We start from the raw sequence: 19,423 nt of genomic DNA, 5'->3' as shown, positions 1-19,423 counted from the left end.
TTTCAATTATCAATCTATGAACTCCCAAACCAAACCTGCACTACTCGGTCACTGCAATAGGGATTTCAACTTGCTGATCCTTTCTCTTCTTACGAGCCATTTTTTTCAGTGGCGGGCATTTTTGCTCATTAAAGTAAGTGACTTGGCAATCTAGGCAGTAATGGCACTCGCGCATATTGATCACCCCATTTGGTTGAATGGCCTGAATTTCACACTCTTTTGCACAAGTCTTACAGGGAGAGCCACACTCAGGACGACGTTTTAACCAGTCAAATAGCCGGATACTATTACTGACCGACAATGCTGCGCCCAATGGACAAAGGTAACGACAGAAGGTTTTTCGGTTAAATAGGTTGATCACGATAAGAAGCAGCGCCCAAGCAACAAAAGGCCACTGGCGATCAAACTTAAGCAAGAAGGTTGTTTTGAAAGGCTCTATTTCAGCAAACTGCTCCGCCATTGCTAACGAATCTAACGAGAGGCCAAATAGTGCTAATAAAATAAGATATTTAATCGCCCATAATCGCTCGTGGACTGCAAAAGGTAACTCAACTTGTGGCAGCTTAATGTAGCGCCCAAATACATTTACCAGCTCTTGCAGCGCACCAAATGGACAGAGCCAGCCACAATAAACCGCACGCCCCCATAACAACATTGTCACTGCTGCAGCGCACCAGAGAATGAAGATAATAGGGTCGAGTAAGAACAGCTCCCATCGAAAATCCCCCATCAAAGCATTGAGGAAGGTGAACACATTAACCACTGACAATTGCCCTCCCCACACCCAACCAATTAGCACCACAGTAACAATGAGAAAACCATGACGAAGTCGATGCATAAAATGGGGGTAGCGCACTAAAATATCTTGAAAAAACAAGATGAGTAGCAAAATTAACATCAGTAATAACAGAGCAATTATCTCTACTTGCTGCTCTTGCCACACTTGTTCAGTTAACGAAAGTTCAGGTTGGGGAATCATGGCAGCTGGAGTATCGACATACTTTTCCAGCATGTCATATTGCCCTTTAAAACTGGTAAATAGGCTATCTACAGGGCCTGTTTGACGACGAACTAATAGCTCTATTTGCCAAGGAGCCCCTGGATCTAATTCATGCTCCGACCGTATAATAAACACGGACATCTCATGAAAATTCGGTGCCCCTTGGGCGTAAAGGTCGGTTATACGTTCATGATCCAGATCGCGAAATGAGATGGCCGTTTCACCTTGATGAATTTGAATCCTGTCGAAAATGCCGCCTCGCACATAGCCTGACCCTTTGAAGGAATAGCCATTGCCCATAAGCAATGCTAAGTGCTCACCAGGCTTTAACTGCGCCATTAACCACTTATAGTCAGCTTCCCCCAGTAAGTTTCTTCCTATGGTAGGGACATCGGCTAAGGTGTAATAGATCTCAGAAAATCTATCTTGTTTCTGCTCAGCCCTTGCCTCATCAATATGCTCTGCCGCCGTTTCGGCAAAAGCATCATCAACACTTGCTCGAGTAAGGTAGAGTTTTCGAATAGAACCATCGCCCACTAAATCTTGCCAATTCGCAGGCTCAAACAAATCAGCTTTTATTGTTGAAGCTGGTTGGATAGCAGCGAGCTTCTTTTCAATAATACCTATATGTTGTGCAGCTAGAGTCGCAGCTTTCGTGATGGCAACATTCATCACCATCACAGTGACAGTTGCACCAGACAAGCCGTCTATGGCCACATACCCTTGGCTGATATTGCCACCGACTTTCAGTCGGTCTTGGACAAACAAACCTGTATATTGCTCAGCAAACTTCCACAGCTTACTTTCAGGGATCCCAGCGAGAATGATTGGTTCATGGTGCTCAAGTACACGAGCTGCGAGATATCTCCCGCTTGGGTCAATGGCCACTAAGGTATTAACAGGCTCTCCCGAGTAGGCAGGTATTCTGGCTAAGTCATTCGTTTCAAATGCATAACCAAGAATTTCCTCTCCTTTATATACCGTTCTAAGAGCAAGCGTTCCCTCTTTTTCTGATATATAGCTCGCTTGTGGAAATATCGCTTCAATCACGGGTTTTGAAGGCTTAGGAGGGCTGACAAAAAGCCCATGACTCGGTTTTGACATAAGCAGCAATGCCAGAACTACTCCCGTGCAACATACTCTAAAGCTAGTCAATCTACCCAAAAGAAAAACCCTTCTTAATATCAAGTATCAAGGTGCGACAAATTGCCACAGTCAAGAATATTGACATTCATATTAAATGCACCTTTAAGGGTGATACGTGACAGAGATCAACTAATCGCCTACTTTTGTTAAATTTATTTTATGAAAATGAAGATTAATTGATAGCGGGCATTTACGTAGTGGCTATGTGTAAGCAGAGTGATGGGAGATAAATGTAGACGCTAACCAAAGCATAATGCTTGTTAATTAGCGTACTTGGTTCAATCAGAAGAGGTTAAGATAAATGTCATTTATGATATTAAACAGCCTTTTGATACAAAAGACATGTATTAAAAACATAGATTAAGTCATGTATTAAGACTTCATCTCTCTGAGGTATCGGTAGATAGTATGTATTGAGATGTCTAAACCTTTTGCAGCGATCTGCGCACTGTCTTTAAGATCAAAAATCCCAAGTTCATTTAGGCGTATGACTATCTCTCGGATCTTCTTCGAGGGAGCAATACTCGCATCATCTGTGACTTGAGTACGTACTGTTTCAATAGAACTCTGCATCATCTCATCGCTACTACGTGCGAAGGTTTCAGGAGATAACACAACATCGACAGCAGGTGCAAAGTCAGGTAGCAGGCTTTTCATGACAGATTGAAATGGCGCATCCATATTCGAATTGATACATAGTAAGCCTATCGCCTCTTGCTGTGAGTTGCGGATAACTATGGTGATCGATCGTAACGATTTTCCATCAGGACTCTTTGTCATATAGGAATTAGATACATCTTGGCCCTCATTCAGCTTCATTAAAGCAAGATTAGTGATCGGCGCACCTACGCTACGTCCCGTGATATGGCCGTTGGCAATCTTAGTGATAGAGGGGTTGTTGATATCTAAACTATGCAGCAGAACTTCAGTATGCTCACCATACATAGCCGCTATGCCGTCAACGATATTCTCACTGGCTTTTAAGATGGCATAGTCAGTTTCAGTTAACTCTCGCACTTAATGACTCCTATAAGATTGGGTCATAAACGACTCATTTACGACCCAAAAACCTAGCTTTAAGCAGACATTATATCAATGATTGTCGTATCTGTGGTACCCATTCCGTGCGTTACTAGCTTGCCGATATTTCGAATAGTACGCTCTACATTTTCAGCCACGATCCCTTGCTCTTTTGCTGCGCTACTTTGAATCGCTAAAATAAACGCATTTACAGCACTGCTTGTAGACGTTTTGACTTTCATCGCACAGGTCGATTTGGCGCCATCACATACCATACCCGAACAGTCACTCAATACATTTTGAATTGAGAAACATGACTGCTCATAGGTGCCACCAGCTAAATAGACCATCGCCATAGCCGCTGCTGCACTGGTCACTGTATTACCACAAAATGCAGATAGTGGCGGGTAGTAAGATTTGATATAGATCGCACCAAGGTGGCTCATTATCAGTGCCCTTGCTAACTGCTCATCGCATGATGAGAAGTGTTTAGCCGCAATGACGACTGGCAGCGTGGCCGCAATCCCTTGATTTCCACTGCCATAATTGCTCATTGCAGGTAGACTGGCTCCACCCATTCTGGCATCAGATGCTGCAGCAGTATGCATAATGATCTTATTTGCAAAGTCTGCAGACATAAAGCCAGACTGAATACTTTTCTCTATGCTACGCCCAACTTGCAAACCATACTCTTTCTCTAACCCCTCTAGAGCAAGTTTACTGTTGAGATCTGATGAGGCTAGAATAAAACGAATATCATCAAAGTCTACTTGAGTCGCATAATCGTAGATCCCTTTAATGCTGATATCTACGCCATCACAAATCCCGGCAGTAGCGCCGCTCGCCGCAACCGCTTGTGAGAAAATAATTTCACCATTCAGCGTTTTTTCAATCACTTGGGTATGCCCACCAGAGATCTCAACAGTGACTATATTATCGCCGCTTTTAGCTTCGACAAAACAGTAGATGAATTCATCAGTTGCTGTTCGGCTTACTGTGACATTTCCTGCATCAATCATAGATTGTGCTGTGTCGACCTGATCTGCAGTAATTGCTGCTAGCACCTCAAGGCCTGCATCAGCATCGCCTCCAACGGCGCCAACAGCTGCAGCAATGGCAAGTCCAATCTTGCCTGTTCCAGGAACAAAAACACCCATAGAGTTTTTATAGAGATTATCTGATACATGAACAGAGATACTCTCAGGTTGCTCTTTTAGCGTAGCGGCAGCTACAGCTGAGGCATACGCTGCACAAATTGGCTCAGTGCAGCCTAATGCAGGCTTAACCACGGCATTAAGGATTGCACGGTACTGCTGCCATTGATGTTTCATGGAACTCTCCACTGCTTTTTCTCTGTCTAAATGACAATAACTAACTTTTTGTTTATTTTGTAAATGCGAGATATCAACTATCTACACTATTATTTAATAAACGCGAGGGCTTCTATTTAATAAACACGATGGTTTCTATTTAATAAACGCGATGGCTTCTATTTCAACTTTAACGCCCAGAGGCAGATCTTTTACTGCAAAACAGCTACGCGCTGGACAATCATGACCAAAATACGCTTGGTAAACTTTGTTAAATTCAGCAAAATCTGCAATATCTGCAAGATAACAGGTTGTTTTAAGCACAGTTTCTAGCTCACCGCCCCCCGCTTCTAGCACTGATTTAAGATTTTCTAATGATTGACGTGATTGCGCGACAACGCCTCCCTCTACCACTCCACCTAAGTCTTTACAGACAGGTAACTGACCCGATGTGAAGATTAGGTTTCCATATGCATTAGCATGTGAATATGGACCGATTGCCTCAGGCGCTTTGTTTGAAGTGATTATTTTTTTCATTGTCTTACTCCTCGTTAATGTAACTTGCGGCCTAGATTAAACGTGCAAATATTTTTGCGCAAGTATTTTTGTATTTTATTTTTCAATGAAATTTCACAAATATGATCCCAAGCACCTCAAAGCCTTAAACCCAGATACCGCAAGGGATTAAATATTAAAACCCTTTGCTAATAGTCACTAATTTTCTTAGTAATTAAGAACCTGATCGATATCAAATTTATTTGACGTTTTAATTTTCATGGGTTGGTAAGGATTTTTGTCAAATATATTTGCGTTACGAAATACCATTAACCTAAAATCCACTATGAACAAACTTATCAAGGCAGGATTAAAAGCAATTATTCCCCTATGTATGGGTGTACGCCGGATACCGAATGGACCTGTCTACTGAAAGGATAGCCACACAAGCCAAAGCAAACACTCAAGTTAAACCCCTTCCAGCGCTACAAAGTGAGGTATAGATTATGTACACGTTCACCCGCAACTCGATATGAGTACTTTTTAACTCATCTCGTCAGTCATGGTAATAGCAACATTTATCATCTGTTTTTCAGTGTTCTGTATGGCTGGCTCTTTCAAAATGCCAGAAAGGTTAAAAAAGACGTTGAGGTTCGTTCCTGTCACGGTACTGCCTGCGATTATCACATAGCGAAAACAATTATGTTATTTTCAGGCTGTGTCACAATCAAAGAGCACTACTGTTTATTAGGCAGGTATTTCAGTTCGCCAACCACATATAAGCAGGGTCATAACAGACATCAAAATATACTCTTGAAATACAAACAGATATCTTGGACACCTTTCACCAAGCCGTAACGTTCACGCTTACTTTTTAATATTAATTTTGGCAACAAACATGTAAATAGATTGATTTCATTGATGAACAATCAACAAACTTGATGGTCATTTTTAGTAAGGTATAAGATATAGTTGAAGAATCTTCAACAAGGGAAATTAGGTGTTGCAATGCAAACGGAAAATGATTAGTTTAATTATCAACGCAGGAAATTTGCCCTTTTAACTATTTCTGAGTCACCAGACTCTAGCTCAATTTAGAGAGACAAGATTATGATACAGCTTCTGAACACTATCCATCATCACCACCATATGCGGTAGCCTTCGGAAGCTCACTGCCGAAGGACTATTTCCTTCCGGCGGTTGATTCAAGAATATCAAAAACCCCTGGAAGGAATTCCGGGGGTTTTTCGTTTTAACGATTTTTTTATATTTAGTCGACTGATTTAATTAATGAAATCAGTAATAAAATTTATGATATTTGAATCAACTTATAGGAATAACACTATGTCAGAGTCAAACAGATTACGCATTGCAATCCAAAAATCAGGCCGTCTTTCAAAAGAGTCCATGAAGCTGTTAAGAAGCTGTGGTGTAAAATTCAATATCAATGAACAGCGCCTTATTGCCCACAGTGATAACTTGCCCATCGACCTACTAAGAGTTCGTGATGACGATATTCCTGGGCTAGTCATGGACGGTGTAGTGGATCTTGGGATCATCGGAGAGAATGTTCTCGAAGAGGAGCAAATAGAGCGTGAACGACTCGATAAACCATCTCGTTGTATTAAGCTTCGCGATCTCGACTTCGGTGCATGCAGGCTCTCACTTGCAGTACCTAATGAGTTTAGCTATGAAAATGCCCAATCTCTCGAAGGCCTACGTATAGCAACCTCTTACCCTAACCTGCTTCGTCGTTATATGCAGAAGAAAGGCATCACCTATAATGACTGTATGCTAAAAGGCTCTGTAGAGGTCGCACCCCGTGCAGGCCTTGCCGATGGCATATGCGATTTAGTCTCAACAGGTGCCACATTAGAAGCTAACGGTCTTTATGAAACTGAAGTCATCTACCGCTCTACAGCTTGTATCATTCAATCAACCGAGACTCAGGAGCCTTCAAAGCAAGCACTTATTGATAAAATTCTTTCGCGGATCAATGGTGTGGTTCGCGCTAAAGAGAGTAAATACATTTTACTGCACGCGCCAACAGAAACCCTTGAGCAGATAGTTGCGCTGCTACCAGGTGCAGAAAACCCAACCGTATTGCCACTCAATGATGATACGAACCGAGTTGCAATTCACGCCGTCAGTACCGAGGACCTGTTTTGGGATACGATGGAGGAGCTCACTAAGCTTGGTGCAAGCTCTATATTAGTTATGCCGATTGAAAAGATGATGGGGTAATGCAGATGCAGATCCTCAATTGGCAATCATTAGATGAGACAGCACGTGAAGCTGCACTGTCTCGCTCGCCGCTCGTCGGTGATGAGAACTTAGAGCAAAATGTTGCATCGATAGTCAATACAGTACGCCTTCATAAAGATGCCGCCTTGATCTCATACAATCAGCAGTTTGATGGTGTCATGCTCAGTGAGTTAAAGTTGTCTCAAACTGAAATTGATACCGCTTGTAGTCGTGTCACTGAGGATATCAAGCAAGCCGTGGCACAAGCCATGGCTAATATCGAGTCATTTCATATTGCTCAGCAATTTGAGCCCGTTACGGTAGACACTCAGGTAGGCGTTCGATGCGAGCTCAGATCTGAAGCCATTGAGAAAGTTGGTCTCTATATTCCAGGTGGCACAGCGCCACTGATCTCAACAGTGATGATGTTAGCACTACCTGCAAAAATTGCAGGTTGTGAGCAAAGAGTCCTTGTGAGCCCGCCCCCTATCAACGATGCGATCGTCTATGCAGCAAAAGCCTGTGGCATCACAGAGATCTTTCAGGTTGGCGGCGCTCAAGCTATTGCAGCGCTCGCATTTGGCACTGAGTCGATACCAGCCGTTGATAAGATTTTCGGTCCAGGCAATCGCTATGTCACCGAAGCTAAACGATTAGTGTCTCAAGATAGTCGATGTGTCGTAAGCATAGATATGCCTGCTGGCCCCTCTGAGGTGCTATTAATAGCAGACCGAAACGCAAACCCTGAGTTCATTGCAGCAGATCTTCTTTCTCAAGCTGAGCACGGTGTAGACTCACAAGTCATGTTAGTTACCGATAGTGAAGATTTAGCCAGTCGTGTCGATATAGCCTTGAGCCGCCAACTTGAAGCGCTACCAAGGATAGATATAGCTAAACAGGCACTGGAGTCCAGCCGGACTTTACTTGTCGCCGATCTCAATCAAGCTGCGCTTGTGTCTAACCGCTACGGGCCTGAGCACCTTATCATTCAAACACAGTCACCCCGTGAGCTGCTTAAGAAGATTCGCGCGGCCGGCTCCGTTTTTCTTGGCGCTTTCACCCCCGAATCTGTCGGTGACTATGCCAGTGGCACTAATCATGTTCTGCCGACCTATGGTTATAGTAGCGCCGTTTCTAGCCTTTCCCTCGCTGATTTCTCTCGCCGTTTTACTGTGCAAGAGCTCTCTGCAGATGGGCTTTTAGGACTCGGAGAAACAGTCATGACCTTAGCCGCAGCAGAACAACTCGATGCCCACAAAAATGCAGTTCAGGTTCGCCTCGATAGTTTAGGAGGTCAATGATGACTCAAACCTTCGTTAATACACTAGCACAACGCTTAGCTAGGCCAGAGTTACTCGACCTGAAGCCCTATCAATCAGCAAGACGAATAGGTGGTCAGGGAGATATTTGGATAAATGCGAATGAATCTCCCTACAACAATGCGCAGCTTGCTGGTGTTAGCATCGAAGGAGTGAATCGCTATCCTGAGTGTCAGCCCCCAGCACTTATCGACGCCTATGCGCAATATAGCCAGGTATCCAAAGATTGCATTATTGCAGGACGTGGTGCAGATGAAGCCATTGAGCTATTAATCAGAACTTTCTGCATACCAGGCAATGATTCTATCGCCTGTTTTGGGCCAACTTATGGCATGTATGCAATTAGTGCTCAGACTTTTAATGTGGGTGTTAACGCGCTACGGTTAACTGAAGACTACCAGCTCCCGGCAGACATTAGCAGTCAAGTCGGGAGTTCAAAAATACTGTTCATCTGTAATCCTAACAACCCCACAGGCACGGTTATAGAAAAGAACACGCTTGAGCAGGTTATACAGCAATTTCCTAACAAGCTTGTTGTCGTTGATGAGGCCTACATTGAGTTTTGTTCATCGTTTCAGTCAACATATAGCGTGGCAGATCTGATTGATAAATACGAAAACTTAGTCGTGCTTAGAACATTATCTAAAGCCTTTGGGCTAGCTGGCGCTCGTTGCGGCTTTTTAATGGCAAACCCAGATATTTGTGAAATGGTAATGCGAGTTATTGCGCCCTACCCTGTGCCCTTACCTGTATCTGAAATTGCCACGAATGCCTTGAGCCCATCAGGTATTAAGACCATGCAAAGCCAAGTCATGAGTCTCAAGCAAAATGGCGTAAGACTCAGTGAAGCACTTGTGTCTTATGGCGCTCACGTACTCGCCGCAAATGGTAACTTTGTTTTAGCCCAATTTGTTGATGTAGAACAGGTTCAACAGGCACTCGCTAAACATGGGGTCGTTGCTAGAGCTTATAACGATCCGCGTTTAGCTAACTGTATTCGCTTTAGCTTCACAAACACACAAGAGACTGACTATCTCATTAGGCTTCTCGATTCGATATAAGTCAGCGCAAACGTACCCAACAACTCATTTTAGAAAGAAGATTTGAATAAGGCGAAATACTCATGAAACAAAAGATTCTATTTATCGATCGCGATGGCACCATAATCGAAGAACCGGTATCTGATAAACAGGTCGACAGCCTAGCCAAGCTTGTTTTCGAGCCTCAAGTGATCCCTGCACTGCTAAAGCTGCAAAGTGCGGGCTACCGTTTGGTGATGGTCAGTAACCAAGACGGCCTTGGCACTCCCTCTTTTCCAAAAGATGACTTCGATGCCCCTCAAGACATGATGATGCAGATCTTACAAAGCCAGGGCGTAAAATTTGATGAAGTCCTTATTTGCCCACACTTTGATGATGAAAACTGTAGCTGCAGGAAACCTAAGCTTGGGTTAGTTAAGGATTACTTGACCTTAGGTAAGGTCGACTTTACCCAATCTGCAGTCATTGGTGACCGCCAAACAGATATGGGATTGGCCGAAGCGATGGGAATACAAGGCTTACAGTATAACCGTCAATCACTAAACTGGGACGACATTGCTGAGCAACTCCTGAGTAGAAATCGTGTTGCCAGTGTCGTACGTACAACGAAAGAGACAGATATTCGAGTTAATATCGATCTCGACTCACAAGCCAAGGGTAAAATAGACACAGGCATAGGTTTTCTTGACCATATGATTGAACAGATCTCCACCCATGGCAATTTTAAGATGGAAGTCTCAGTTGATGGCGATTTAGAAATTGACGATCACCACAGCGTCGAAGATACAGCTTTGGCGATTGGAGATGCATTAAGAGAGGCCCTTGGAGATAAACGCGGCATCGCCCGCTTTGGTGATGCATTCGAAAAAGCGATCCCAATGGATGAGGCTAGCGCCGAGTGCCTGCTCGATCTGTCGGGTCGCCCTTTCATCAAATTTAGCGGTGAATTTGAGCGTGAGATGGTTGGTGAAATGGCCACTGAAATGGTGCCACACTTTTTCCGTTCATTTGCAGATGGACTGCGCTGTACCTTACACCTTAAAACGCTAGGCGATAATGATCACCACAAGGTGGAAAGCCTCTTTAAAGTATTGGGCCGTACGCTTCGTCAAGCAGTCAAAGTTGAAGGCACCGAGTTACCTTCAAGTAAAGGCGTCTTATGAAAACAGATGATATAAATCAGGCAGGCCAGTCTACTGTGATCATAGACACTGGCTGCGCAAACCTAAACTCTATACGTTACGCGTTTGAGCGGTTAACAGATAACATTATTGTCAGTGATGACCATGACATCATTAAAGCGGCCAAAAGAGTCGTACTCCCTGGTGTTGGCACAGCTGGCGCCGCCATGGAGTCTTTGAAAAATAAGCAACTCGTTGACCTTATCCAAAAACTGACACAACCCGTGCTTGGTGTATGTTTGGGAATGCAGATGCTAACTGAGCAATCAATTGAGCATGGAGGGCGCAATGGTGGCGCTAAGGAAGCTTGTCATTGCTTAGGCTTGATAGCCACAAATATCACAAGCCTTGACAGCCAAGGAGCGCCTCTTCCTCATATGGGCTGGAATAAAATCACCCCTTCATCACACCCTCTTTTTAAAGGAGTGAAACCGGGAAGTTACCTGTATTTCGTCCATAGCTATAAAGCGCCATTAAGTGACTATACTATCGCACAGTGTGAATATGGAGAAACTTTCAGTGCTGCAATCGCCAAAGATAATTTTATGGGCGTGCAGTTTCATCCGGAAAAAAGTGCTGAAATAGGCTCACAAATATTAGCGAATTTTTTAGCCTTAGATACTCAAACGCTCAATAACGCTAGTTGGCAGCAAAATAGGGAAAATAGAACATGATAATTCCGGCTATCGATCTTATTGAAGGTGATGTGGTTCGTCTTTATCAAGGTGATTATAATCAAAAAACCACCTTCGACTTATCACCGCTTGCTCAGTTAAAGTCATATCAAGACCAAGGCGCTAACTGGTTACATATTGTCGACCTCACAGGGGCTAAAGACCCAAATGCGCGCCAGACTCAACTTATTGCCGAACTGGTTAACGGCCTAAGCGCAAATATCCAAGTCGGGGGCGGCATTCGAGCAGAGGCCCAAGTAGCTGAGCTATTAGAAATTGGGGTTAAACGTATCGTTATCGGCTCTTTAGCCGTTAAAGAGCCAGCGCTTGTGCAGAGTTGGTTTAAGAAGTATGGTCCAGAAGCCATCTGTTTAGCACTTGATGTCAATATTAATGACAAGGGCGAAAAGGTCGTCGCTGTTTCAGGTTGGCAAACTGGCGGTGGAAAATCATTAGAGTCATTAGTAGAAGCTTTCAAGCCATATGGACTTAAGCACGCACTCGTGACCGACATTAGTCGAGACGGTACGCTACAAGGGGCCAATACGTCGCTCTATCAAGAGATAGCATCGCTATATCCTGAGATAAATTGGCAAGCTTCTGGGGGCATAGCCAGCCTAGATGACGTTGCCGCGGTCCGTGATAGCGGCGCCAATGGCATCATCATAGGTAAAGCACTGCTTATTGAGAACTTTAATGTAACACAAGCCATTGCATGTTGGCCTACGACTCCTGGAGACAAAGATGTTAGCTAAACGTATCGTCCCCTGTCTTGATGTCAAAGATGGCAAAGTAGTCAAAGGGGTTCAATTTAGAAACCATGAGGTCGTCGGTGACATAGTGCCACTGGCAACGCGTTATGCAGACGAAGGTGCCGATGAACTGGTTTTTTATGATATTACAGCCAGTGCCCATGACAGGGTGATTGACCGCTCCTGGGTAAGCCGTGTAGCCGAGCAAATAGATATCCCTTTTTGTGTCGCTGGGGGGATCAAAACCATAGAACAAGCTCGTGAAAAACTCGCCTTTGGCGCAGATAAAATATCGGTTAACTCACCCGCATTGAGCGATCCTAGCTTAATCGAGCGTCTACAAGATGAGTTTGGCCGCCAATGTATAGTGATCGGTATCGACTCCTATTACGACAATGAGTCTGACAGTTATAAAGTCAAACAATTTACTGGTGATGAAGCCGCGACTAAAGACACACAATGGTATACCCAAGACTGGGTTCAAGAGGCACAAAAGCGTGGCTGTGGGGAAATCGTGCTTAATGTGATGAACCAAGATGGTGTTCGTCAGGGCTACGATCTTAAGCAGTTATCCATGGTGCGTGAGATCTGTCAGGTTCCCCTTATCGCCTCGGGTGGAGCGGGTACTATGGCCCATTTTGCCGATGTTTTTAAGATTGCAAATGTCGATGCAGCCCTTGCGGCTAGCGTGTTCCATAAAGGGATCATAGATATTCAGCAACTTAAGCAGTACTTGAGTCAGCAAAATATCGCAATGCGTTGCTAAAACAATTTAAGCCATCGCTTAGCTGAACGAGAATCAGCGCTAAGTGCAGCAGGAAATAATCATGACAGATAACAAAATTAACGATGAACTAAATAGCCAACTCGATTGGGAAAAGCAAGGTGGATTATTACCGGCTGTGATTCAAAACCACTTAACCGGTAAAGTGTTAATGCTTGGCTATATGAACCAAGCCGCCTTAGCAAAAACATTAGAAACAAACTTAGTCACCTTCTTCAGTCGCTCCAAAAACCGTCTTTGGACTAAAGGAGAGGAGTCGGGCAACACACTTAATTTAATAGCCATAGATAAAGATTGCGATAACGACAGTCTACTTGTACAAGTTATTCCCCAGGGGCCAACCTGTCATCTGAAACGTGAAAGCTGCTGGCCAGATAGCAATGCCCATCCTTTCATCGATAATTTAACGCAGCTTATCGCATCTCGTAAAGGTGAAGATCCTGAGTCGAGTTATACGGCGTACCTGTTTGATCGCGGCACTAAACGTATTGCTCAAAAAGTCGGTGAAGAGGGCTTAGAGACAGCGCTCGCTGCTGCAACCAACGATAAGCCTGAACTTATCGATGAAGCCTCAGATCTTATCTACCACCTATTAGTGTTGCTTGAAGACCAAGCGCTAACAATGAGTGATATTACTCATAACTTAATGCAACGCCACCAACAAGCTACAACAGAGAAAAAGTAGCCGTGTAGACATTGATCACAAGAGTATAAATGTACTCTTGTGATCACACTCTATAAAAAGTGATGCTTAAGACTGATATTTTTAGTTCGCTATATATTCTGCAACTATACTCAATAGGGACGAGAGATATAGGAGCATAAAAAGTGATATATAGAGCTTATCTCTGCTTTTGCCTACTAGCGTCAACACTTATATCTTCAAGGAGTTTAGCTGATGAATTTTCGTACTTAACCATCTCGTCACAAGCCGAGCCCTTTCAAATTATTGGTCACTCCAATAAAGGGATCATTACAGACATACTATCTGAAGCCATTCATGGCTCTGATATCCAGCTAAAGTACTACGCCTACCCCTTCACTCGATATATCCGTACTATGCACAAAGGCACACATACCAACTGGATAAGCTACGGCTCACCGGCCTGGAAAGAGCCAGCTAAAGCGAGAATTCAAAGTAAAAACCTATCCAATGAAAAGCTCTTCGATGTTTCACATGTATTAGTGATCAGGCATGATTCCGATTTTATATTCAATTCGATTAATGATCTTTTTAAAATTACTGTCGTCACACTCACAGGCTTCAACTACCCTGGGGTAGATAAATACCTAAGCAACGAGAAAATTGAACATATCGAAGTCAGCAGCCATAAGAGAGCGTTAACCATTATTGAAAATCGCAGGGCTGTTGCATTTATTGCGATGAAAAAAAGAGCCATGTATTCGATTAAAGTCGATAAATTCGATCCATCTGTCTTTAAGTTTATAAATTTTTCCAGTGTTATCCCCACCTACCCTATCCACCTCTCCTATAGTGATAATGTAAACAATAAAACCAGACATGATATTGATACAGCGATTGTCTCTATGAAAGAAGCTGGCAGGATAGACGAAATTATTAATTTCTATTTGGGTCAATCAAAAAGATGATCTTTGGTAGCTCATGTGAAACAAACTTAGATGCACAAATAGACAATTACGACTAAGATAAACTAACAGATGTGAACAAAGGCATTTATTAAAATTAAGAGTTTTCAAAACTATACTGTTATTTTTTTTGTTCGAGAATAGAATACCAACACAGATAAAGGATTAACTGAGTTAGTAATGTTACGTGTAATAATGGTTTTACTTATATTTTCTTACTCTTTGTGTGTTCAGTCGCAGTCTCTCACCTATCTTGCTATTTCAACTCAAGCTGAACCCTTTCAAATCATAGATCAAGCACATAAAGGTATAGTGACCGATATTCTTGAGCAGGCCATCACTGATCTAGATATTTCCGTGACAGAACAAGCCTACCCTTTCATGCGCTATATCCGAATGATGCAAAGTGATAAAACCCCTTTATGGATAAGCTATGGCTCCCCTGCTTGGCAAGGTGATTCCGAGGTTAATATCCAAAGCCGGCACCTCTCTAAGGAAAACTTGTTTAATGTCTCCCACGTGTTGGTTGTTAAGGCGCAAAGGCCGATTAACCTCTACTCCATCGAAGCCCTTTTTGGCAAAACGGTGATCACCCTTAATGGATTCAACTATCCAGGTCTTGATGAGTATTTTGCCAGTGGAGAAATCACCAAAGTCGAAGTAAAAAGCCATGAAAGTGCCTTAAAAGCCGTTGAAAACAGCAGAGGTGTTGCATTTATTGCGATGAAAACTCGCGCCTTATATACGATAAACAAAGCAAAATTAGATCGTAACGACTTTACGTTTCTCGACTTCTCTAGCATTATTCCGCCCTACCCTATTCATTTCTCATATAGCGAGTTAGTGGCTGAGGAGACTAAACAGCAAATTGACCAAGCTATCTCTGCTTTAAAATATTCGGGGGAAATAAATAAAATAATTGATTTTTACCAAGGAAATTAGAGGATTAACTTAAACAATCAAACCGTTAAGAAGGTCAAGGTGTCGCATATTCAGATGATACATGATATCTATCGAGTATCTGTTGGTAAACACCATTTTGTTTGATTTTGAGTAAGCCTAAATTAAATGTCAGCCGAAGTAGCTTAGAGTCTGGGTAATCACGGGAAATCATTAAATGAAATGCATCATGACTTTCTGGTTTACTCGCCACAGCATAACGAGTGATTTGATCTGTAGCAGTCTCCCGAATTAAATTCCACCCGACCAGTTCATCAATTAGCGTAAAGTCGATACGTTGTAGCAAAAGCATCTCAATATTTTGTTTATCGGATGTCACATAATGTGCTTTTATCCCCGCTTGTTTAAATTTCTTTTCATACCAATATCCACGTACACCACCTACTCTATAAGTTTTAAAATCTGCCAAAGTATCCCATTCAAAGCCAAAGGGAAACCTGTCTGTGCTATAGAAGAATTTAGGAAAGAAATACAGCACAGGCTCAGAGAATTCAAAATCTTTTTCTCTTGCCGCTGTTTTCAAGTATGGAAAACTCGCAAAAGCCCTACCAGCTTTAACTGATAACTCTCCCCTTACCCAAGGCTGAAATTCAAACCTTACCAATTGGCCCATCTCCCGAAATGCTGAGGCAACAATATCAGGGAACATACCACTGGCAACGCCATTAGCATTTATCACATACGGGGCATAAGCACTCGTGACAAACACCACAGGCTTAATTTCACTGCCTTGATAAATAGTCTCTTTGTTTGATAATTCGCTGGCCGGAGAAGATTGTATAAACGCAAATATGAGGAATAACAAAACAGAAAAACATAACTGCCTAAGGCCAAATGTTACACGAGAGCAATGAGCTCGATATAGATAGCACTGAAGGTTTGTAAAAAATGGTTTGTTTTTCAAAACTCCCTTAGGCTCCTCTTCACTTGACTAACAAATATAATTGAGCAAATTACTCTATAGTAATAGCACAATTTAAGCTTAGACTAGCTTTGATTAGCACCTTTTAGGTTCAAGATACGCCAGAGTGCGGCTTCATCATAAAATCGCCTCAAAACACTCAATTCTCTTTTTGACATAGTGTCGCTAAATGCAAGTTCTGCTACAATTCCGCCGTCCACTAACGCTTATAAAAGCAATCAATAACATTGACCATAATAAAATACCCTATGAATCATTCAAACAAAGTATTAGCAGTAAATGATGATCTCCCTATCCGTACAGATAAGCCAGTTCATTCAGGTAAGGTTCGCAGTGTCTATTGGCTTACAGCTGAGGACAGTGCCCGTCTAATCGAACAAAAGAATTATGACGTACCTAAAGATACACCACTGGCAATTATGGTTATCAGTGACAGGATCTCTGCATTTGACTGTATATGGCAAGGTGAGAATGGCTTAAAAGGCGTGCCAGGAAAAGGCGCTGCACTTAACGCTATTTCTAATCACTGGTTTAAGCTTTTTAAAGAGAAGGGATTAGCCGATAGCCATATCTTAGATATACCGCACCCGTTTGTATGGATTGTGCAAAAAGCAAAGCCTGTTATGGTTGAAGCGATTGCAAGGCAATATATTACCGGTTCAATGTGGCGTGCTTACAGCAAAGGTGAACGTGACTTCTGTGGCATTAGATTGCCTGAAGGTCTAACAAAAGACCAAAAATTACCTGAAATTTTGATCACACCATCGACTAAAGGTGTGCTGACAGGCCTTGAAGGCGTACCAGAAGCTGATGATGTTAATGTCTCTCGTGCCGACTTAATCCGCCATCTGGCAGCTTTTAACTTCCGTGCAGAGAGTGATGTTGACCTTTATGAGACGTTATTAAAAGAGGGCTTTGCCGTTATCAGCAATGCGCTTGCTGAGCAAGACCAGCTTTTTATCGATACTAAGTTCGAATTTGGTTACGTAAATGGTGCTGATGGTAATGAGAAGCTCATCTATATGGATGAAGTTGGCACTCCAGACAGCTCACGTATTTGGGACGGGGCAGCCCACCGTGAGGGAAGCATCATAGAGAAATCTAAAGAAGGTTTCCGTCAGTGGTTGCTTAACCACTTCCCAGACCCTGATATTTTACTCAATAAGGAGCGTATGCCAGAGCGTTTAGCACTTGCTACTGACAATGAGCTCCCAACAGCAGTAATGATGGATATCTCTAATACCTATGTCGGTATTGCAGAGAAAGTCATTGGCAAGAAGCTGACTATCAGTGAAGACCCTAAGCAAGAGATCATTGATATTTTGCGTGATGAATATCAGCTGATTTCTGAGTAATAGCAATTAGATTAAAATTCGATAAAGCGATTAACGCTTATCGACGAGAAAATAGAGCCGTGACTTTTAGAAGTGACGGCTTTTTACTTTTCTTTGCAGGCTTTGGGCTTTCTTTACTTTATACTGATTGGTATAACCCAACCATTAGAAATATACAGTTAAGTAAAATTTAGCTAAAGACGATACTTAATAAAGCGGCGCCTCACCCTCTGGGCGGGTTTTAAGCACTTTTAAGAACCACATGTATTGTTCAGGATATGCAAGAATTACCTGCTCTACCACTTTGTTAAGTGCCAAAGCTTCATTATCTTTACCTTTCATATCATCTGGATCTACGGCTGGCATAACAGTTAACTCAAATCGCCTTGCCTGCTGATCATAACCAATTTTAACTGGCATGACTTGAGCATTGCCAGCTTGAGCTAAGCGCCCAACGACGGGCAGAGTCGCTTTAACAGTCCCTAAAAATGGAGCAAAGATACTCTTCTCTGGACCTAAATCTTCATCAGGTAGATAGAAAAAGCTGTTGTCATTTTTTAGCTCTGACAGCAGTGCGCGGATCCCAGCTTCACGCATATAGATATTACCACCGAGTGAACTGCGCATACGGTTATTGAACCAGTTAAATAACCCATTTCTGTGAGCCTTCGCCATGCTAACCATAGGCAAGTCAAGATTGAGCCTTAACCCCGCATATTCAATTCCCCAAACGTGGGGCATGATAAAGACCACAGGCTGGCCAGCAGCCCTCGCCTTCTCCACATGCTCAAAACCAGAAATCTTAACTCTCCGTCTAAGATTAGCCTTAGAGCGCACCATGAGCTCTGATTGTGCCAACAAGATCATTACGAAGTTTTCAATATTCTCGTTAATGAGTTGCTCTATCTCTTCAGAAGACTTATCCGGAAAGCAGGTAGTGAGGTTAATTCGGGCAATTGATATCGGTTTTTTTGCAATTTTAGTGACTACGCGAGCCAATTGTTTAGCGATAGGATCTCGAAGCCAAGCAGGCATAAGCCCAAACAAAACAAGAACAGCAATACCAACCCAAGTTATCCAATATTTTGGATGTAATAATTCGAGTTTAAAACGACGATCGAAATACTTTGGCTTTCTCGACAAAAAACAGCCCTCGAACTGATGATGACTAGCATCTAAAAATGCCTAGTGTGTGTATAAACTAATAGCATGATTAATAGGTAATTAATCAGAAGATATCAACTTATAGAAACCGGCAGGTAAAAATAGTGTAAAAATGAAACGGAAAAAGCCACTCTTGGGAGTGGCCTTAACTTTATAAGCAGAAGCGAAATTATTTTTTCGCGTTTGCCTCTTCTACACGGCTTTTTAGTTTCTGTCCTGGGCGGAAAGTCACTACGCGACGAGCTGAGATTGGAATATCTTCACCTGTCTTCGGGTTTCTTCCCGGTCTTTGATTCTTATCTCTAAGGTCAAAGTTGCCGAAGCCAGATAACTTGACCTGCTCACCACTTTCGAGTGCTTGACGAATTTCTTCGAAAAACGTCTCTACCATCTCCTTAGCTACACGCTTATTGATTCCAAGCGTTTCAAAAAGATGCTCTGCCATTTCGGCTTTGGTAAGTGCCATACTT

The 19,423-nt window shown here is 42.7% G+C and carries 19 protein-coding genes; 12 read left to right on the top strand and 7 right to left on the bottom strand.

The features are described from left to right. Positions 1–40 precede the first annotated feature (40 nt). The 4 genes from nosR to BM736_RS05865 form a co-directional block, all read right to left on the bottom strand. The gene (nosR, locus tag BM736_RS05880; RefSeq protein WP_083699850.1) at positions 41–2,104 is read right to left on the bottom strand and encodes a transcriptional regulator NosR; all 2,064 of its coding nucleotides are present in this window, start codon (positions 2,102–2,104) and stop codon (positions 41–43) included. A gap of 414 nt (positions 2,105–2,518) precedes the next feature. Beyond that, entirely contained in the window at positions 2,519–3,163 is a 645-nt protein-coding gene (locus BM736_RS05875; RefSeq protein ID WP_076409664.1) for a transcriptional regulator, read from the bottom strand. Positions 3,164–3,222: 59 nt separating this feature from the next. Then, entirely contained in the window at positions 3,223–4,497 is a 1,275-nt protein-coding gene (locus tag BM736_RS05870; RefSeq protein WP_076409662.1) for a serine dehydratase subunit alpha family protein, read from the bottom strand. 135 nt (positions 4,498–4,632) lie between these two features. Then, positions 4,633–5,013, bottom strand: coding sequence for a Rid family detoxifying hydrolase (locus tag BM736_RS05865; RefSeq protein ID WP_076409660.1), 381 nt, complete (start codon positions 5,011–5,013; stop codon positions 4,633–4,635). Positions 5,014–5,533: 520 nt separating this feature from the next. On the opposite strand from BM736_RS05865, the gene BM736_RS24970 reads away from it, so the two are divergent. From BM736_RS24970 to BM736_RS05810, 11 genes are all read left to right on the top strand, one after another. After that, positions 5,534–5,662 carry an AzlD domain-containing protein gene (locus BM736_RS24970; protein WP_076409658.1) on the top strand — a complete coding sequence of 43 codons (129 nt, stop codon included), beginning with the start codon at positions 5,534–5,536 and terminating at the stop codon, positions 5,660–5,662. Between the two features lie 653 nt (positions 5,663–6,315). Then, complete coding sequence (gene hisG, locus BM736_RS05855) at positions 6,316–7,215, top strand: ATP phosphoribosyltransferase (protein ID WP_076409656.1); 900 nt, start codon at positions 6,316–6,318, stop codon at positions 7,213–7,215. A gap of 5 nt (positions 7,216–7,220) precedes the next feature. After that, entirely contained in the window at positions 7,221–8,516 is a 1,296-nt protein-coding gene (gene hisD / locus BM736_RS05850; protein WP_076409969.1) for a histidinol dehydrogenase, read from the top strand. Continuing rightward, a complete protein-coding gene (gene hisC / locus BM736_RS05845; RefSeq protein ID WP_256717726.1) occupies positions 8,513–9,595 on the top strand; it encodes a histidinol-phosphate transaminase in 1,083 nt (360 codons plus the stop codon). Before hisD ends, hisC begins: the two co-directional genes overlap by 4 nt. Before the next feature lie 62 nt (positions 9,596–9,657). Further along, on the top strand, positions 9,658–10,737 hold the full coding sequence (hisB, locus tag BM736_RS05840) for a bifunctional histidinol-phosphatase/imidazoleglycerol-phosphate dehydratase HisB (RefSeq protein ID WP_076409652.1): 1,080 nt from the start codon (positions 9,658–9,660) through the stop codon (positions 10,735–10,737). Further along, a complete protein-coding gene (hisH, locus tag BM736_RS05835; protein ID WP_076409650.1) occupies positions 10,734–11,429 on the top strand; it encodes an imidazole glycerol phosphate synthase subunit HisH in 696 nt (231 codons plus the stop codon). The genes hisB and hisH overlap by 4 nt, the downstream gene beginning before the upstream one ends. Continuing rightward, entirely contained in the window at positions 11,426–12,184 is a 759-nt protein-coding gene (gene hisA / locus BM736_RS05830) for a 1-(5-phosphoribosyl)-5-[(5-phosphoribosylamino)methylideneamino]imidazole-4-carboxamide isomerase (RefSeq protein WP_076409648.1), read from the top strand. Before hisH ends, hisA begins: the two co-directional genes overlap by 4 nt. Continuing rightward, on the top strand, positions 12,174–12,947 hold the full coding sequence (gene hisF / locus BM736_RS05825; RefSeq protein ID WP_076409645.1) for an imidazole glycerol phosphate synthase subunit HisF: 774 nt from the start codon (positions 12,174–12,176) through the stop codon (positions 12,945–12,947). Before hisA ends, hisF begins: the two co-directional genes overlap by 11 nt. Positions 12,948–13,008: 61 nt before the next feature. Then, a complete protein-coding gene (gene hisIE / locus BM736_RS05820; protein ID WP_076409643.1) occupies positions 13,009–13,650 on the top strand; it encodes a bifunctional phosphoribosyl-AMP cyclohydrolase/phosphoribosyl-ATP diphosphatase HisIE in 642 nt (213 codons plus the stop codon). 143 nt (positions 13,651–13,793) lie between these two features. Beyond that, positions 13,794–14,576 carry an ABC transporter substrate-binding protein gene (locus tag BM736_RS05815; RefSeq protein ID WP_076409641.1) on the top strand — a complete coding sequence of 261 codons (783 nt, stop codon included), beginning with the start codon at positions 13,794–13,796 and terminating at the stop codon, positions 14,574–14,576. A 177-nt stretch (positions 14,577–14,753) separates the two neighbouring features. Further along, the gene (locus BM736_RS05810; protein WP_083699848.1) at positions 14,754–15,515 is read left to right on the top strand and encodes an ABC transporter substrate-binding protein; all 762 of its coding nucleotides are present in this window, start codon (positions 14,754–14,756) and stop codon (positions 15,513–15,515) included. A 34-nt stretch (positions 15,516–15,549) separates the two neighbouring features. Here BM736_RS05810 and BM736_RS05805 read toward each other — a convergent pair whose 3' ends face one another. Further along, the gene (locus BM736_RS05805) at positions 15,550–16,338 is read right to left on the bottom strand and encodes an ABC transporter substrate-binding protein (RefSeq protein WP_256717725.1); all 789 of its coding nucleotides are present in this window, start codon (positions 16,336–16,338) and stop codon (positions 15,550–15,552) included. 365 nt (positions 16,339–16,703) lie between these two features. Here BM736_RS05805 and BM736_RS05800 point away from each other — a divergent pair, with 365 nt between their 5' ends. Next, complete coding sequence (locus BM736_RS05800) at positions 16,704–17,810, top strand: phosphoribosylaminoimidazolesuccinocarboxamide synthase (protein WP_076409635.1); 1,107 nt, start codon at positions 16,704–16,706, stop codon at positions 17,808–17,810. Between the two features lie 186 nt (positions 17,811–17,996). Here the strand turns inward: BM736_RS05800 and lpxM are convergent, their stop codons facing one another. Both lpxM and ihfA read right to left on the bottom strand, forming a co-directional pair. Further along, a complete protein-coding gene (gene lpxM, locus BM736_RS05795) occupies positions 17,997–18,932 on the bottom strand; it encodes a lauroyl-Kdo(2)-lipid IV(A) myristoyltransferase (protein ID WP_076409632.1) in 936 nt (311 codons plus the stop codon). Between the two features lie 190 nt (positions 18,933–19,122). Further along, positions 19,123–19,419, bottom strand: coding sequence for an integration host factor subunit alpha (ihfA, locus tag BM736_RS05790; protein WP_012142935.1), 297 nt, complete (start codon positions 19,417–19,419; stop codon positions 19,123–19,125). Positions 19,420–19,423 lie beyond the last annotated feature (4 nt).

The sequence above is a fragment of the Shewanella sp. UCD-KL12 genome (genome assembly GCF_001957125.1).
Taxonomy (GTDB): Bacteria; Pseudomonadota; Gammaproteobacteria; order Enterobacterales; family Shewanellaceae; genus Shewanella.
The sequence above is the reverse complement of the archived record's forward strand: the minus strand, read 5'-3'. Positions and strand labels throughout refer to the sequence as shown.

What these genes read in the sequence shown, in the direction of transcription:
- hisF (WP_076409645.1), top strand. Translation starts at nt 12,174, where the DNA reads ATGTTAGCTAAACGTATCGTCCCCTGTCTTGATGTCAAAGATGGCAAA.
- hisD (WP_076409969.1), top strand. Translation starts at nt 7,221, where the DNA reads ATGCAGATCCTCAATTGGCAATCATTAGATGAGACAGCACGTGAAGCT.
- BM736_RS24970 (WP_076409658.1), top strand. Translation starts at nt 5,534, where the DNA reads ATGGTAATAGCAACATTTATCATCTGTTTTTCAGTGTTCTGTATGGCT.
- hisG (WP_076409656.1), top strand. Translation starts at nt 6,316, where the DNA reads ATGTCAGAGTCAAACAGATTACGCATTGCAATCCAAAAATCAGGCCGT.
- nosR (WP_083699850.1), bottom strand. Translation starts at nt 2,104, where the DNA reads ATGTCAAAACCGAGTCATGGGCTTTTTGTCAGCCCTCCTAAGCCTTCA.
- BM736_RS05870 (WP_076409662.1), bottom strand. Translation starts at nt 4,497, where the DNA reads ATGAAACATCAATGGCAGCAGTACCGTGCAATCCTTAATGCCGTGGTT.
- hisIE (WP_076409643.1), top strand. Translation starts at nt 13,009, where the DNA reads ATGACAGATAACAAAATTAACGATGAACTAAATAGCCAACTCGATTGG.
- BM736_RS05865 (WP_076409660.1), bottom strand. Translation starts at nt 5,013, where the DNA reads ATGAAAAAAATAATCACTTCAAACAAAGCGCCTGAGGCAATCGGTCCA.
- hisA (WP_076409648.1), top strand. Translation starts at nt 11,426, where the DNA reads ATGATAATTCCGGCTATCGATCTTATTGAAGGTGATGTGGTTCGTCTT.
- hisC (WP_256717726.1), top strand. Translation starts at nt 8,513, where the DNA reads ATGATGACTCAAACCTTCGTTAATACACTAGCACAACGCTTAGCTAGG.
- hisB (WP_076409652.1), top strand. Translation starts at nt 9,658, where the DNA reads ATGAAACAAAAGATTCTATTTATCGATCGCGATGGCACCATAATCGAA.
- BM736_RS05800 (WP_076409635.1), top strand. Translation starts at nt 16,704, where the DNA reads ATGAATCATTCAAACAAAGTATTAGCAGTAAATGATGATCTCCCTATC.
- BM736_RS05810 (WP_083699848.1), top strand. Translation starts at nt 14,754, where the DNA reads ATGTTACGTGTAATAATGGTTTTACTTATATTTTCTTACTCTTTGTGT.
- ihfA (WP_012142935.1), bottom strand. Translation starts at nt 19,419, where the DNA reads ATGGCACTTACCAAAGCCGAAATGGCAGAGCATCTTTTTGAAACGCTT.
- hisH (WP_076409650.1), top strand. Translation starts at nt 10,734, where the DNA reads ATGAAAACAGATGATATAAATCAGGCAGGCCAGTCTACTGTGATCATA.